11 protein-coding genes are annotated in these 12,465 nt (G+C 64.1%); 1 reads left to right on the top strand and 10 read right to left on the bottom strand.

The window, feature by feature from the left end:
* Positions 1–38: 38 nt before the first annotated feature.
* The 6 genes from ADU59_RS27670 to ADU59_RS27645 form a co-directional block, all read right to left on the bottom strand.
* The gene (locus tag ADU59_RS27670; RefSeq protein WP_068958751.1) at positions 39–1,118 is read right to left on the bottom strand and encodes an ABC transporter ATP-binding protein; all 1,080 of its coding nucleotides are present in this window, start codon (positions 1,116–1,118) and stop codon (positions 39–41) included.
* The gene (locus ADU59_RS27665; protein WP_068958749.1) at positions 1,115–2,050 is read right to left on the bottom strand and encodes a PfkB family carbohydrate kinase; all 936 of its coding nucleotides are present in this window, start codon (positions 2,048–2,050) and stop codon (positions 1,115–1,117) included. The genes ADU59_RS27670 and ADU59_RS27665 overlap by 4 nt, the downstream gene beginning before the upstream one ends.
* A gap of 1 nt (position 2,051) precedes the next feature.
* Positions 2,052–3,071: an SIS domain-containing protein gene (locus ADU59_RS27660; protein ID WP_425332063.1), complete on the bottom strand. Its 1,020-nt coding sequence runs from the start codon at positions 3,069–3,071 to the stop codon at positions 2,052–2,054.
* 2 nt (positions 3,072–3,073) lie between these two features.
* Positions 3,074–3,919: a carbohydrate ABC transporter permease gene (locus ADU59_RS27655; RefSeq protein ID WP_068958746.1), complete on the bottom strand. Its 846-nt coding sequence runs from the start codon at positions 3,917–3,919 to the stop codon at positions 3,074–3,076.
* Entirely contained in the window at positions 3,919–4,803 is an 885-nt protein-coding gene (locus ADU59_RS27650; RefSeq protein ID WP_068958744.1) for a carbohydrate ABC transporter permease, read from the bottom strand. The genes ADU59_RS27655 and ADU59_RS27650 overlap by 1 nt, the downstream gene beginning before the upstream one ends.
* A 102-nt stretch (positions 4,804–4,905) precedes the next feature.
* On the bottom strand, positions 4,906–6,144 hold the full coding sequence (locus ADU59_RS27645; protein WP_068958742.1) for an extracellular solute-binding protein: 1,239 nt from the start codon (positions 6,142–6,144) through the stop codon (positions 4,906–4,908).
* A gap of 234 nt (positions 6,145–6,378) precedes the next feature.
* Between ADU59_RS27645 and ADU59_RS27640 the strand changes: the two genes are divergently transcribed.
* Positions 6,379–7,605, top strand: a complete 1,227-nt coding sequence (locus ADU59_RS27640; protein ID WP_068958740.1) for an ROK family transcriptional regulator — start codon at positions 6,379–6,381, stop codon at positions 7,603–7,605.
* 9 nt (positions 7,606–7,614) lie between these two features.
* On the opposite strand, the gene ADU59_RS27635 is transcribed toward ADU59_RS27640, so the two are convergent.
* The 4 genes from ADU59_RS27635 to ADU59_RS27620 all read right to left on the bottom strand — a co-directional run bounded on the left by ADU59_RS27635 (position 7,615) and on the right by ADU59_RS27620 (position 12,459).
* A complete protein-coding gene (locus tag ADU59_RS27635; RefSeq protein WP_068958737.1) occupies positions 7,615–8,097 on the bottom strand; it encodes an anthrone oxygenase family protein in 483 nt (160 codons plus the stop codon).
* A 116-nt stretch (positions 8,098–8,213) separates the two neighbouring features.
* A complete protein-coding gene (locus ADU59_RS27630; protein ID WP_068958735.1) occupies positions 8,214–9,743 on the bottom strand; it encodes an FGGY-family carbohydrate kinase in 1,530 nt (509 codons plus the stop codon).
* 152 nt (positions 9,744–9,895) lie between these two features.
* Complete coding sequence (locus ADU59_RS27625; protein ID WP_068958733.1) at positions 9,896–10,738, bottom strand: class I fructose-bisphosphate aldolase; 843 nt, start codon at positions 10,736–10,738, stop codon at positions 9,896–9,898.
* Entirely contained in the window at positions 10,711–12,459 is a 1,749-nt protein-coding gene (locus ADU59_RS27620; protein ID WP_068958731.1) for a glycerol-3-phosphate dehydrogenase/oxidase, read from the bottom strand. Before ADU59_RS27620 ends, ADU59_RS27625 begins: the two co-directional genes overlap by 28 nt.
* Positions 12,460–12,465 lie beyond the last annotated feature (6 nt).

Here is a 12,465-nt window from a genome sequence, read left to right as displayed (position 1 = left end):
ATGGAAACGGCTGGAAGACGCGATTTGTCGAAAGACCGTCAACCCAGCGCCAGTTCCGTTTCGGCATCGAACAGATGCAGCGCATCCTCGTCGAACGAAAAGACCTGCTTCATGCCGACCGTCAGCTTCGTGCGCGGCGGCAGGCAGGCGGTCACCCGCTGTCCGCTCACCCGGCCCGTCACCACCAGCTCCGGCCCGGTCAATTCGACAACCTCGATCTCGACCTCAAGCGCCGGCTGTCCCGTCTCGCCTGCGGCAAGCCGCAACGCTTCCGGGCGGACACCGATCTTGACGCGCCGGCCCGGCAAGGCCGCGCCGTTCAAACGTGCGGGCAAGGCGATGATCTGGCCGGATCCGTCCAGCCGCAGCCCCTCGCCCGTTACCACCCCATCCAGCACGTTCATCGGCGGCGAGCCGACGAAACCGGCGACATAGAGCGTGGCCGGATGGTCATAGACCTCTTCCGGCGTGCCGAGCTGCTCGATCCGGCCGTTGCGCATCACCGCGATGCGGGTTGCCAGCGTCATCGCCTCGATCTGGTCGTGGGTGACATAGACGATCGTCGTGCCGAGCATCTGGTGCAGGCGTTTCAGTTCTGTGCGCGTCTCCATGCGCAGCTTGGCGTCCAGATTGGACAGCGGCTCGTCGAAAAGGAAGACCTGCGGCTTGCGGACCAGCGCCCGGCCGATTGCCACACGCTGGCGCTGGCCGCCGGAAAGCTGGCCCGGCTTGCGATCCAGCAGGTTCTCGATCTGCAGCAGTTTCGCCGTCTCCAGCACCGCCCTTTCCCGCTCGGCGGCCGGAACCTTACGCATTTCCAGCCCGAAGCCGATGTTGCGGTGAACCGACAGGTTCGGATAGAGCGCATAGGACTGGAAGACCATGGCGATGTCGCGGTCCTTGGGATGCACGCCGAGGATCGAACGCCCGCCGATCCTGATGTCGCCGCCCGATGCCTCGGCCAGCCCGGCAATGATATTGAGCAGGGTCGACTTGCCGCAGCCAGACGACCCGAGCAGGACCAGGAATTCGCCGCTCTCCAGCGAGATGTCGATGCCCTTCAGCGTTTCGACCGTGCCATAGGTCTTGCGGATATTCTCAATCTCGAGCGCGCTCACGATGCGGCCTCTCCGGTTGCGGCCGATAGCAGGCCGCCATAGCTGCGGGGAAGTGTGGAAATGGCCCGCGAGGCGACAGCGGTACCCGCGTTGAGGCAATCGGCAAGCGGCTTGCCATCGGCAAGTGCTGCCAGAAATGCAGCGTTGAAGACGTCACCGGCGCCAATCGTATCGACAACCTCCACGGCAGGCGCGGCTGCGGAAACCAGCGTGCCATCGGCGCCAATGGCGATTGCCCCCTCGGGACCGCGCTTGACGACGACGACAGCGCCATCCGGCATGTGGCGCCGAATGTCGCGCGCCGCCTCGACCGGATCGGACAGGCCGGAAAGCGTTGTTGATTCCACCTCGTTCAAAAGCGCGCAGCCACAGCGCGACAGCCAGCCGCGCGTCGCCTGCCGGTTCGCCTCCGTCCAGCCATCGAGCGGCCAGCCGGTATCGAGCGCCAGCGTGATGCCGTGACTATCGGCCCAGTCGAACAGGGCGGGATAATCGCGCACCAGATCGTCGGTGAGGAAAGAGCCGCAAAGCAATGCAAAGCCACCCGAAAGGCGCGAACCGTCCAGAACCGCAAGCACATCGGCCAGCGACAAACGCGGCAGATGTCCGCGCGTGGTGAAGAATGTCCGCTCGCCGTCCGGATGGGTGATGCCGACCGAGAGCGTCGTTCCCTCGGGGCGGATCGGCCATTTTTCAGCGCGGTGAGCGAAGGATTCGCGCAGCCAGCGGCCGAACTCGTCGGTACCGGTATTGGCGGCGATGGCGAAATCGACGCCGAGCGCGCCCCAGGCAAGGGCCGCGTTTCCCGCCGAGCCACCGACCCGCAATTCGTCGTGATCGACAATGATCTCCGTGCCGGCCTTCGGCCAGGGCTCCGCCGGCCCGAGGATCAGGTCGACATTGACGTTTCCGATCACCGCAAGCGGACGCATCTCATTCGCTCCGGGTGATCTTGGTGGAACGCACCGGCGTACCGGCATTCTCGACGCGGGCCTCGGCAAAGGCGATCATCAAGCGCTGGGCAACCGGCAGCATCGAAAAAACAGCGGCAAGACCCGTCGCGGGCGAAAAAGTCAGCGTCGTCGCCCCCGCGACGGGCGCCTTGCCCGATGCGTCGAAAATGACCACGGGAGCCCCCGTCTCCACTACCGACTCCGCCATCACCGTGACGAGACCAGCCGTCGCATCATCCCCGCGAAATAGAACCACCCCGATCTTCGGCCCCAGCATCTCCATCGGCCCATGCCGAAGCTGACCCCCTTCCAGCGAAAAGCAGGGATAGCGCGACAGCTCCGTCAGCCCGAGCGCCAGCGCTTCGGCAAGCCCCTGCAGGCGGCGGCCCGAGGTGACGATGGTTGCAACATCCGCGAAGGCGGCCAGCGACGGGGCAATATCGGTGGAGACCGGCGTCTTCAGGACAGCCAGTGCCGGCTCGGGCGCCGCGCCAAGCGCCGACAAGATCGCCAGATGCAACGCGAAGCTCACGGTCAGGCTGCGCGTTGCCGCAAAAGCCAGCTCCGTGCCGCCTGCCCCGACCAGGGAGGGAGCGGACCGCGCCAGAGACGAGCCACCCTCCAGCGTCAGGCCAAACGTGTCCTCCGTGCCGCCGGTTTCGGAAAACCAGCGGATCACCTCGGCGCTTTCGCCGGATTGCGACGTGATGAGAACAGTACGCCCATGGATCGAAAGCGGCGCGCTGAGTTGCTCGGACAAGGTCACCGCGATCGCCTCTATGCCAAGATCCCGGTACAGCGGTTCGACCGCCCGGTTGACCGCGTGCGAGCCGCCCATGCCGAGCAGCAGCACCTGTCCGTTTTCCCGCAGCGAGGCGGCAACGACTGCCGCCCGTTCGGCATTGTCATGGAAGGAAGCGATGGCATCGGCATTCTGCCGCGCCATTTCGCGATCGATGGCCAGAAGCCCGGCCGGTCGGTTGTCTTGTGAAACAGTCATGGTCACCCCTTGACGCCGCCGCTGGTGAGCCCGGAAATCAGGGCTCGTTGCATGACAAGGCCGATCACCACGGGCGGCAGGGCGGCAAGCACGCCCGCGGTTGCGATCAGTCCATAATCGGAAACACGGCCACCGGCGAGATCGGCGATGGCGACGGTCAGCGTCTTGGCGCGCAGGTCGGAGGTAAACAGCAGCGCATAGAAAAATTCATCCCAGGCCAGCAGGAAGGCAAACAGCGCCGAAGTCGCCATCACGGGGGCTGCCAGCGGCAGGGTAATGATCCGCAGCGTCGCAAACAGCCCGGCACCGTCCATCATCGCCGCCGCCTCGATCTCCCTGGGGATGGCATCGAAGCCGGATTTCATCAGCCAGGTGGTGAAGGGGGCCAGAATGGTGAGATAGACCAGCGCCAGCCCGAAGACGTTGTTGAGCAGGCCAAGATGCGACAGGCCGAAATAAAGCGGCACCGCCAATGCCACCGGCGGCAGCATGTAGGTGGCGATCACCATATAGAGCGACCAGCCGATCGACGGCGTGCGCGACACGGCCCAGGCCGCCGGAATGGCAAGGGCCAGCGCCGCGACAGTCGCCATACCGGCAACAACGATGCTGTTGACCAGCGACGCGACGAAGGCCGCGCCCGCACTGTTCTCGACACTGGAAAGCAGCACGCCATAGCGCGAGAAATCCATCGTCCGCGGCCACCAGCTCAGCGGCTTGGCCGTTAGATCGGCCGCCGGCGAGATGCTCATGACGAACAGCCACAGAAGCGGCGCCAGGATGACGGCGGCAAGCAGCAGCGCGCAGGCGTGGATGAAGAACGAGAAGACAAAACTGCGGCGTTCCATCAGGCCGTACTCCCCGCGCTCCGCCGCACGAGCGCCGCATAGGCGGCGGCCAGCACGGCCACCAGAAGCGTGACGATCAGCGCGAGCGATGCGCCCGATCCGGCTCTCTGGAAGGAGAACGCCTCCTGATAGACGAGGATCGACAAGGTGCGCGTGCTGTTGGCCGGCCCGCCCCGGGTCATCACCCAGATGATATCGAACACCTTGAACGCCTCGATCGTGCGCAGCACCAGCGCCACCACCAGCGGACCAGCAAGATAGGGCAGGATGACAAAGCGAAAGCGCGCGAACGGACCGGCACCATCGACCAGCGACGCGGCGGTGATATCGCGCGGCACGGCCTGCAACGCGGCAAGCGCGATCAGCGCCACCAGCGGAAAATTCTTCCAGCAATCGGCAACGATCAGCGAGGCCAGCGCCGTGCCGGGTTCTCCCAGCCACGAGCGGTAGGCATCGAGCATGCCGATCTGCGTCAGCGCCGCGTTCAGCGCGCCATATTCCGGATTGTAGATCAGCCGCCAGAGCGTCGCATTGACCACGGTCGGCAGCGCCCAGGGCAGGATCATCAGCCCGCGCAGCAGGGTGCGGCCGTAAAATTTCTGATTGAGAAGAAGGGCGGCGAGCACGCCGAGGACCATTTCGGCAAAGACGGAGATGACGGCAAATTGCGTGGTGGTGATGAGCGTGCGCTGGAAATTCGATCCGGAAATCGTCTTCACGTAATTGTCGATGCCGACGAAGTTCCCGGCCGTGCCGACAAGCTTGGCATCGGTGAACGAAAGCCCGATCGTATCGGCAAGCGGCCAGCCGATGACCGCGATCATGACGGCGAGCAATGGCAGCATCAGGAGCCATGCGCGTGTGGTCATCGAGGTCCCGGACATGGGGTCACTTTTCCTGAAAACAAACTGGGATGCAAGGGTCCGGGCAGCAGGGCGCCGCCCGGAGATCGGTGGATAGGAGGCGAAGGGGCGAACCCCGGCGCTTTAGAGACCGCTGTTCTCGGCGGCGGTCTTCAGCGCGTCTTCCGGGCTGGTCTGGCCGAGCAGCGCTTCCTGGATCGCCTGCTGCAAGGCCACCGAAAGCTCCTGATATTTCGGCGTCGTCGGGCGCGGATACATGGCTGCCAACGATTGCTTGGCGGCACCGATCAGCTCTTCCTGATCCTTGCTGACGGCCGGGTCCTCGTAGGACGATGCCCAGATCGGCAGGCTGAGCTTGGCATACTGGTTCTGTACCGCCTGCGAGGTCATGAAGGTGATGTAGTTCCACGCTTCGTCCGGATGCTTGCTGGTCGCGGTGATGCCGAGGCCCATCGAGCCGTTCACAGCCGAAACCTCGCTCTTGCCGGCAACGCCCGGCGCCGGCACGACACCGACCTTGCCGGCAACCTTGCTGTCCGGGCCGGCATTGGCGAGATTGTACATATAGGTCCAGTTCAGCGCGAAGGCGGCCTCGCCATTCTCGAACAGCTTGCGGACGTCCTCTTCGAGGAATTCCTTGGAGTTCGGGTTGGAGATGCCGGAGGTGTAGCTCGACACCATGTATTTCAGCGCATCGAGGCCGCCCCCGGTCTGGAAGTCGGGCTTGCCGTCCTTGAGGAAATCGCCGCCATAGGCACTGACCAGCGTGGTGTAATCGCAGACCGCGGCTTCCGCCTGCGACCAGCTCCAGGCGATCGGCGTGGCGAGCAGGCCCTTGTCCTTGATGGTCTTGGCCTGTTCGGCCAGCTCGTCCCAGGTCTTCGGCGGCGTCTTGATGCCGGCCTTCTCGAGGATTTCCTTGTTGTAGAACAGGTATTTCGTGTCGAGGATCCACGGCATGCCATAAGAGGCGCCGTCATACTGAACCGTCGTCCAGGCGCCGGGCAGAACACCCTTCTTCATATCCTCGGTGATGCGCGGGGTAACATCGACCAGAACCTTGTTGCTGGCATATTCGGCCGGCCAGATCACGTCGAACAGAACCACATCGTAGCCCCCGCCCGATCCCTGCGCCAGCACGGTCTTGTCGTGCAGGCCTTCGTAAGGCACGAATTCGAGATTGACCTTGACGTCCGGATTGGCCTTGGAAAAGGCCTCCGTCATGGCGCGGACATCCGCCTCGCTATAGGCGGCCTGCGCCATGAACAACGCGTTGAGCGTCGTTTCGGCATAGGCGTTGGTGGCAAAGAAGGCACCGATCAAGGTGGCGCCGATCAGCGCATTGCGTCTGGATTTCAACATGTCTTTCCCTCTCAGTGATGGACAGCGATCGTCTAGTCGGCGTGCAGCGACACACACCGTTCCGCACACCGCGCAAGAGCGGTGTCCGGCATGCCTTGTCGAAGTCTCGCACGGCCACTAGGAGTGATCTCCGGCCGTTTCGTTCCCTTGGAGCTCTGCGGCTCCTTCATTAAGTCAATTGCATTGACTTATTTCTTCTTCAATATTCTAATAGTGTCAAGAGGAATTTGCGGGATGAACGAGATGCGGCCGATCCGGGCCAAGAGCGGCACCAATCAGGAAGGCACGAGCGCCCACAACCGCCGCGTCATGATCGATGCGCTGCGGCTGAACGGACAGCTGTCGCGCGCCGATCTCGCCCGGGCGACGAAGCTCACCAAGCAGACGGTATCCAACATCATCGAAGATCTGGAACAGGATGGGCTGGTGGTGTCGCTGGCAGCCGTGCGCAACGGCCGCGGCCAGCCCTCGACCCCCTACCGGCTGGTCCCGGACGGCGCCTTTGCCATCGGCCTGCAAATCGACCGGCACGTCACCCGCGCAATCGCTGTCGATCTCGTCGGCACCGTTTTGGTGCGCGCCCAGGCGAACCTGCCGCCGGGTGGCCCCGCCCATGGCGCCAAGGTCATTCTCGACCTCATCGAACACACCCGGACCGAACTTGCCGGCATCGCCGACCAAGCGGAAAAGCGGCTTGTCGGCCTCGGCGTCGCCATGCCAGGGCCGTTCGGCCTTGCCATCGATCATGACGATCCGTGGATGATGGCCGCCTGGCAGAATTTTCCCCTGCTGGAAACGCTCGCCGCCGGAACCGGACTGGAAGTCGCCCTGCAGAACGACGCCTCTGCCTGCGCCACCGCCGAGCGCATGGTCGGCGCCGCCCATGGCATCGATCACGCCGTCTGCCTCTATATCGGCTACGGCATCGGCGCCGGGCTGATCCTCAACGGTGAACTCTACGCAGGTGGCAACGGCAATGCCGGCGAAATCGGCATGGTGCTTTTGCCGCCCAGCGCCCGGCGCCCGGCGCAGGCGTCGCTCGAACACCGCGCCTCGCTCGCCTCGCTCTACCAGCACCTCGGCGCCGATCCGGCCGAGCCGGGCCTGCATGAGCGGCTGAATGTATTGGTGAACAAGGACGATCCGGCGGTTGCGTCATGGATCGATGACGCCGCTGAAGAATTGCGCTGGGGCGTACAGCTGATCGAGACGATCTTCGATCCGCAGACCGTCATCCTGTGTTCCAGCGGGCCGGAGATCCTCACCCGCAAGCTGTTCGAGGCCATTCCTCCACTGCTGCCGTCGATCGCCGACCGCCCGGACCGGTCCGCGCCGCGCCTGCAGCTGGGAATGACCGATCCATGGTCCGTTGCGCTCGGAGCCGCCGCCGAACCGATCAGCCGCGCCTTCGACCCGCGGTTTTCCGCCATCCTGAAGACCCGGGCCAACGCCATCGGTTAATACAGCCGGTCAGGCTGCGCGAAACGCCATGATGAAACAGCCGAGCGCGCCGATGGACGACAGCGTCCGCAGATGATTCCACCGCACCCAGTCGACAAGATAGGTCGATGACCACAGGCGGGTGGCCTCTTCGCTGCCGGGTTGCAGCGCCTCAAGCGCATTGTTCATCGGCACGTTGAACACCATCGTCACCAGCATCGTGCCGGCAAGGAAAAGCAGCCCGCCGGCGATCAGATACAGACGCGCCGGGCCGCCATAGACGAACCCGCCGGCCACAAGAACCAGCGACAGAACCGCCGTTCCCATGAAGACCAGCAGGAACAGCGGATTGAGGATCACCACGTTGATCGCCTGCATGGCGGCGATGCCCTGCTCGGCGGGTAGACGTCCGAGCGCGCCCATGATGCAGACGGAGAAGATGAAGAACAGGCCGGCATTGATGCCGGCACCGAGCGCCGCCGAAAAGATCAGCAAGGGAAAAAGCGTAGCCATCCTGTCAATCCCTCCGGGTACCGGCCGCAGCCGTTTCGTACAGATCGTCTGACAAGACGCGCAGCGACCCGCTGCGCATCTGGAAACCGCCATTCGTCAGACTTTCATCGCGGCCGTCAAGATTGGTGATGAGTGGCCGCTCCCGGTTCCGCCGTCAGACGCCGCCACAGCGGCGCCATGGCATCGGCGATATCCCGATAGAGACCGTATCGCCGGGCGTAGTGGCGCTCAAGCGAGATATCCGGGCGATAGAACCGCTCCGTGCGCACCATCGCCGCCGCGCCCTCCCCGAAATCGGAGAAGATGCCGACGCCGGTCCCGGCCGCGATGGCTGCTCCCAGCGCGCCCGTTTCACGCGACCGTGCAACGGAGACCGGCACCCCCAGCACATCAGCGAAGATCTGTGGCCAGATCAGGCTGCGCGACCCGCCGCCCGACAGCACCGCTTCGTTGAAGACGGCACCGGCATTGCGGATCGTCTCGATATGCGCCCGGTGGCCGAAGGCGACGCCTTCGAGCAGCGCGCGAACCAGATGCCCCTTGGTGTGCCAACCGGCAATACCGTAGAAACCGGCCCGCGCATGGCCGTCCTGCTGGGCGCCGTAGAGATACGGATGGTAGAGCGGATCGTCCGCCGCAGGCTCGATTGCGCCTGCCAGTGCACAGCAGGCATCGAAGGGCGAGACGCCCTCCGCATGCTCGCCTTCGAAGAACTCCTTGACTAGCCATTCGAGATTGGCAGCCGAGGTAGCGCTGTTTTCCATCGCCATGTAGCGGCTGCGGTCGAAAGTCGAGGCCATGAAGACCGGTCCCTCGAGGTCGGGACTGTCGATGATGACCTGATTGATGCTCCAGGTACCGGCAATGACCGAGGCGCTGCCGGTGCGCGTGACGCCAGAGCCGAGCGCCGAGGCGACGACGTCGAACAGCCCGCCGACCACGGGCGTACCGGCGGCAAGCCCGGTTTGCGCCGCCACCTCTTCCGTGACTGTGCCGGCGATATCGGCGCTTTCGATCAGCGGTGGCAGGAGGTCCATGCAATCGCCAAGACCATAAGCCTCCATCAACGCCCTGTCGTAGCGGCGGGTTGCAAGATCCAGCAGACCGGCACCCGACATGTCGGACACTTCGCTGACACGCTCGCCGGTCAGGCGGTTGACGATGAAATCCTTGGAGAAGAACACTGTGCCGATGCGGCTGAACTGCTCCGGCCGGTGACGTTTCAGCCAGGCGAGCAAGGTCGGCGTCTGCGATGGCCACGGACGCTGGCGGGCAATCGGATAGGTCCGCTCGCCGACGCCCTGCTCCCGCCATTCATCCACCAGCCCGGACGCCCGTGTATCGAGCGACTGAATGCCGAGCAGCGGAGCGCCGTCGCGGTCGAGCGCATAGAGGCCGTTGCCATGCCCGGCGCAACCGATCGCCGCGATCTCCTCCGGCTGGATCTTGGCCTTTTCGATGCAGGCGCGGATAACCTGCCGCGCATTCGCCCACAACTCGTCGAGCCCGCGCTCGACATGCCCCGGGCTCGGCATGCGGCTGTGTCCCTCCTCGCAGGCATAGGCGATTTCGTTGCCCGCCCGATCGAAAATCACCGCCTTGATGACGGTGTTTCCGGCATCGAGCCCCAAAAGATATTGCTTCATTCTGAACCCCTCCCAAGGTTCTGACAGTTTTGCGCGGTTCGGGCAGAAAGCCCAGGCCTTATGTCCTCTTCTCCCCGCCGGGGAGAAGGTGGCCCGCGGGGCCGGATGAGGGGGCGGCGAGCTCTGAATTTGCCGCCCGCTCCTCGCCTCGATCAGCCCTGCTGATAAATCGCAAAAGCCTCTTCGCCGCTTGCGTTCTCATGGATGATCGCCATCAGCCCGCGCACCACGGCACTCGGATTGGCATGCTGATAGATGTTGCGCCCGTAGACCATGCCCATTGCGCCCTGCCCCATCAAGGCCGCGGATTTGTCGAACACGGCGCGCAGATCCTCCTTGCCGCCGCCGCGCACCAGAACCGGGCAGCGCGCCGCTTCCACGACCCGGTGGAAATCCTCCGCATTGTCGGTCGGATCGGCCTTGACGATATCGGCGCCCATCTCGCGGGCAAGCCGCGTCAGCGTGACGATCTTGTCGGCATCGCCATCGACCATATAACCACCCTTCTCTGTCACCGGCTGCATCACCAGCGGCTCGATCATCAGCGGCATGCCATATTTGTCGCAATCGGCCCGCACCCGGGAAATGTTCTGCACGCACTGGCGAAACAGGTCCGGCTCGTCCGGCAGCATGAACAGGTTGACGACGACGCAGGCCGCATCCATCTCGAGCGCGCCGATCAGCGGCTCGGCCTCGTTCTGCAGCACCGCCCACATGTCGCGGTGGCGAATGCGGTTATAGGGATTGCCCATATCGATGCGCATCACCAGCGCCGGCTTGTCCTTGCCGGGCACGTCCTGCAAGAGATCCGCCTGGCCGTAATTCATCTGGATCGCATCCGGTCCGGCAGAAACCAGCGATCTGACCACTGCCTGAATATCCTCCAGGCCGTTGAGGAAAGACGGCTCGTTGCAGACGCCGTGATCGATCGCCACGTCGAGGCAGCGGCCATTGCCGAACAGCCGGTTCATCCGGACTTTGCTGTTGTGTCGCATTCTGTGCTCCTTGGTTCGTTCCTTGCGGAAAGCATGTGTTCATCGACGCCGTGGCGTTCGTTGAGAAGGGTGAGGAAACGGTCGCGCTCGCCGGCGCGCTGCGCCGGTGTCCAGTGCTTTTCCTGCGCCAGAAGGTCGAGCACCGCGTCCATCATATCGAGCGAGAGTTCGCCCGAGACGGCCAGCGTCGTGCGCCGCAACAGCAGGTCATCGAGATGTTCGACGGCTTCGACCCGGATCAGGAACTGCAATTCGCGCGCCGAGTAACCGGCATGCGGCATCGATGCATCAAGGCCCGCGGTGATGAAGCCGGCAACGGCTTCGGCATCCGTGCCGTAGCGACCGAAAAGCGTGGCCACGCGCCCGGTGGACAGACCGATCGCAGCGGCCAGATGCGATATCCATGCGGCCCGATCAGAGGGAAACGCCCGCCCGCCGCCGATCGGCCGCTCCGCGGTCCCGACACGGCGCGACCTGCCAAGCCGTTCCAGCGCCATATCCGCTGCCATTTCCCCGAAGGACCGGAATGTCGTCCACTTGCCGCCGATCATGCACAGCACCGGCGGCCCGCCGTCCCTGGACTCCACGACCGTGCAGAAATGATCACGCGGAATGCGGCCGGTAAAACTGTCGGTGCTGGCAGGCAGCGGCCGCACACCGGAAAACTGAAAGACAATGTCCTCTGGCCGGATGGCGATATCCGGCAGCACGAAGGCCAGCGATTGCAGGATGTAATCGCGTTCATCCGCCTCGCAGCGCACGCTTTCGGGATCGTCGACGCGGATATCGGTGGAGCCGACCAGCACCTTGCCGAGATAGGGAAAGAGGATACAGATCCGCCCGTCCTCGTTCTCGTAATAGATCATGTGATCGGCGAGAGCCGCGCGCAGCGCGTCATTGTCGATGATCAGATGCGATCCCTTGGTGCCGCCCATCAGCGGTGCCGGCCGCATCTCCGGCGCAAACAGGGTTTCGTTGGCAATGTCGATCCAGCCGCCGGTGGCATTGATGATCAGCTTCGGCTCGACGAAAACCACGGTGCCGCCGATGCGATCCTCGATGCGATACCGGCCGTCGTCCATCCGGTGCAGTTCCGCATAATTCAGCGCCGCGGCCCCCAAGGTCGCGGCAAGACCATCCTGCAAGAGTTCGATGCCGAGCCGCTCCGGATGGCTCACCCAGGCGTCGAAATAAGTGGCGGAACTCTTGATATCCGGATTGAGCGCCGGCCATTTGGTCAGCGTCGTGCGTCGGCCGCGAAACTGGTGGCGCGGCATCAGTGCCCGCGTGCGCGTCAGGAAATCGTAGATGCTGAGCCCCACCTTGATGGCGACAGCACCGCGCCGGCTCGGGCGGCGGCTGAGCCCTAAGAACCGGACGATGCCATTGCCAAGGCCGGTGAAGATATCGAAGACCGGCACCGTCGTCGGCAGCGGCGCGACATAATGCGGCGCGTTGCGCAACAGCCGGTCGCGCTCGACCAGCGATTCCTGCACCAGCTTGAACTCGCCGTTTTCCAGGTAGCGAAGCCCGCCATGCACCATGCGCGACAGGGCCGAGCTGGCACCGGAGCAATAGTCGTGCTTCTCGACCAGCAGCACCTTCAGCCCCTGCAGCGCCAGCTCCCGAAAGACGCTGATGCCGTTGATGCCGCCGCCGATGACGCACACATCCACCTTCGGGCTCTGGCGGAGCCCGTCCAATATCTCTTCACGTTTCATGATGGC

Origin of the sequence: Pararhizobium polonicum, assembly GCF_001687365.1 — a bacterium.
Classification (GTDB): Bacteria; Pseudomonadota; Alphaproteobacteria; order Rhizobiales; family Rhizobiaceae; genus Pararhizobium; species Pararhizobium polonicum.
Note: the sequence above shows the minus strand (reverse complement) of the source record. Positions and strands in the feature narration are given on the sequence as shown.